Here is a 2,929-nt window from a genome sequence, read left to right as displayed (position 1 = left end):
CCCCGTCACCCTTGGCTCCATGCTCCCCATCAGACATGAACCGTTTCCACTGGAATCGCGATTGAGCCGTAAAAACCGAACGGCGCGCTGGTTCCGTCGATGCCGGCATGACCGAACGCAGCGATCAACGCCGGCTTGCTGTCAATCGCCGCGATCCGCGCCAGCACCGGCTGCAACGGCCGTAACCCGGCGGCATCGCGGGTCGCGCGATCCATGAAGCTGACGTAGTAATCACGCAGCTTCTGCGCGTTGCTGCCCGGCGCCAGATCCTTGCGTGCCAGCAGGTCGTCCATGATGGCCCGGGTCTGGACCTCGGCCCGATCACGCAGTTCATTGAACGAGCCGTAGTTGGTCTCGTAGTCCTTGAGTTGGTAGGTATCGATCCAGTGGCCGCTGGCATACCGGTTGAAGTCATCCCCCGGCTTCACCGACAGATCGCGGGCGGTCAGGTCGATACCGAACGTGCCGATCTGCGCCTTGCCCTCTCCCGGGGCAGCCAGCACAGGCAACGTCGCAACAACACCGGCAATGGCAAGGACGAGCAAAGAACGCTTCATGAGGACGACCTGTGGCTTTCAAGGAATGTGCAAGCCTAACGCGTCCCTGCCGGCACCGCCCGTGACTTTGGTTGGCCTGCCGTTGGGCCTGCCCCCCCTGTGCACCCACACGTCATGCCCGTATCGTGTTGGGCTTGCGTCTTGATATGGAACCCTGTCGATGCACGTCCGTCTGTTGGGTCTGACCCTCGCCGCCGTACTGACTGGCTGCGGGCAAACGCCCTCGCCAACCGCGTCCACCAGCCCCGCCCCACCCGCCACCACGATGCCCGACCCGACGACCGACGCCGCATTCGCCAAACTGGCGCACGATGCAGTGGAACGCTGGCTGGCCCTGTCGCCGGTGAGCGCCACCCAAATCGGTGACCATCGTTATGACGACCGGCTGGATGACTTAAGCCCAGCAGGCCGCCAGCAACGGCTGGAAACCAGCAAGGCTCTGCTGGCGCAACTTGAGGCAATCGATGTCAGCCGGCTCTCACGCGAGAACCAGGTGGATGCCGCCCTGCTGCGCAATCAGCTGCAATCCGACATCTGGACGATCGAAGTGTTGCAGGACTGGGCCTGGGACCCGCAGGTGTATTCCTCGCTGGCCGGAAATGCGATCTACGGGCTGATGGCGCGCGATTTCGCCCCTCTGCCACACCGCATCGCCGCCGCCACCGCGCGCATGGAACAGTTGCCGGCCCTGCTCGCCCAGGCCCGGGCCAACCTGGATCCGGCGCGAGTGCCAAAGATTCATGCCGAAACCGTCGCCCGCCAGAACGCCGGGCTGCTGGAGATCGTCGAGACGTTCATCACCCCGCACCTGGGCGAGCTGCCCGCCGCCGACGCCGCCCGGACGCGCGCCGCAATCGCCACTCTCAAGCAGGCCGTGGCCGAGCATCAACGCTGGCTGGATAAAACCCTGGTTCCCAATGCACAGGGCGATTTCCGTCTGGGCGCAGACAAGTACGACCAGAAGCTGAAGTTCGCCCTGTCATCTTCGCTGTCACGGGCCGAGATCCGGCAACGTGCCGAAGCGGAAATGCGGCGCGTGCGTGCACAGATGTATGAGATTGCGCGCCGCGTACTGAGTGGCCGCCCCAACGCCCCTGCCCTGCCTGAAACGCCCGACGACGATCAGCAGCAAGCCGCCATCGAAGCCGCGCTGGCGCTGGCGTATGCCCAACATCCGGCGCGCAACGCCGTGGTGGAAGATGCCAAGGCAGCCCTGGATGCCGCCACTGCTTTCGTACGCGAAAAACAGCTGGTCACCCTGCCGGACGTGCCGGTTGACGTGATCCTCATGCCCAAGTTCCAGCGCGGCGTGGCGGTGGCTTACTGCGATTCGCCGGGGCCGCTGGACAAGGGGCAGAAGACCTTTTACGCCATCTCACCGATTCCGGAGGAGTGGAGCGCCGCTCAGGCGGATTCTTTTCTGCGCGAATACAACAGCCGGATGATCCACCTGCTGTCGATCCACGAAGGCATCCCCGGGCATTACCTGGAAGGCTGGCACTCGGCACGCTTCCCCTCGGTGCTGCGCGGCGTCCTGCGCTCCGGCGTGTTCGCCGAAGGCTGGGCGGTCTATACCGAACGCATGATGCAGGAACAGGGCTACCTGGACCACGATCCGCTGTTCCAACTGGTACAGCTGAAGTTCTACCTGCGCACCATCGCCAATGCCCTGCTCGACCAGGGCGTTCACGTGGACGGCTGGAGCCGCGAGCAGGCCATGCACCTGATGACCCATGATGCGTTCCAGCAGGAACGCGAAGCCGCCGGCAAGTGGGTGCGCGCTCAGCTCACATCCGCCCAGTTACCCACCTATTTCGTCGGCGTGCAGGAACATCTGGACCTGCGCGATGCAGTTCGCCGCAAACTGGGCGACCGCTTCGATCTCAAGACGTATCACGACCAGGTGCTGTCCTACGGCGCACCCCCGGTTCGCTACGTGCGCGCACTGATGCTGGACGAGCCAATCCAGCCATAACTGCAGCAACCCGCCCTGGCACCTGGCAGAGGACGCCAGGGCGTACGACAACTCGATGCGCCACCCAAGGCTTGGACTCGGGCCGCCCACCGTGCGGCCCGAATACGCCCGCACGCCCCGGCTCACCCTGCCGGAGGACGGATCACCACCTCACGGCTGTAGTCATACAGCACGGTGACTTTTTCGTTGCGCTTACCTTCATACACCAACCGCACTGGCAATCCCGTGTCACGGCAGACTGCCGCCACCAAGCTGCCCGTATTCTTGAAGCCCATGTACTCGCCAGAGGATCGATAGCGATACAGATCAGCGGTGCAGCCGCCTACTGACCTGCCCCCACAGAGCCGTACCACAGGAAACTAGGTAGAGTCCGTCATTCAGAGAGGACGGACATGCG

The 2,929-nt window shown here is 63.9% G+C and carries 3 protein-coding genes; 1 reads left to right on the top strand and 2 read right to left on the bottom strand.

Features of this window, described 5'->3' with window-relative positions; genetic code table 11:
- Positions 1 to 29 precede the first annotated feature (29 nt).
- Positions 30 to 557 carry a M13 family metallopeptidase gene (locus BUA29_RS11785; RefSeq protein ID WP_072756704.1) on the bottom strand — a complete coding sequence of 176 codons (528 nt, stop codon included), beginning with the start codon at positions 555 to 557 and terminating at the stop codon, positions 30 to 32.
- A gap of 160 nt (positions 558 to 717) precedes the next feature.
- On the opposite strand from BUA29_RS11785, the gene BUA29_RS11780 reads away from it, so the two are divergent.
- Positions 718 to 2,532, top strand: coding sequence for a DUF885 domain-containing protein (locus BUA29_RS11780; protein WP_072756703.1), 1,815 nt, complete (start codon positions 718 to 720; stop codon positions 2,530 to 2,532).
- Positions 2,533 to 2,654: 122 nt separating this feature from the next.
- Here BUA29_RS11780 and BUA29_RS12290 read toward each other — a convergent pair whose 3' ends face one another.
- The gene (locus BUA29_RS12290; RefSeq protein WP_178137937.1) at positions 2,655 to 2,807 is read right to left on the bottom strand and encodes a hypothetical protein; all 153 of its coding nucleotides are present in this window, start codon (positions 2,805 to 2,807) and stop codon (positions 2,655 to 2,657) included.
- Positions 2,808 to 2,929: the final 122 nt, after the last annotated feature.

This window comes from Thermomonas hydrothermalis, from assembly GCF_900129205.1.
Lineage (GTDB): Bacteria > Pseudomonadota > Gammaproteobacteria > Xanthomonadales > Xanthomonadaceae > Thermomonas > Thermomonas hydrothermalis.
The sequence above is the reverse complement of the archived record's forward strand: the minus strand, read 5'-3'. Positions and strand labels throughout refer to the sequence as shown.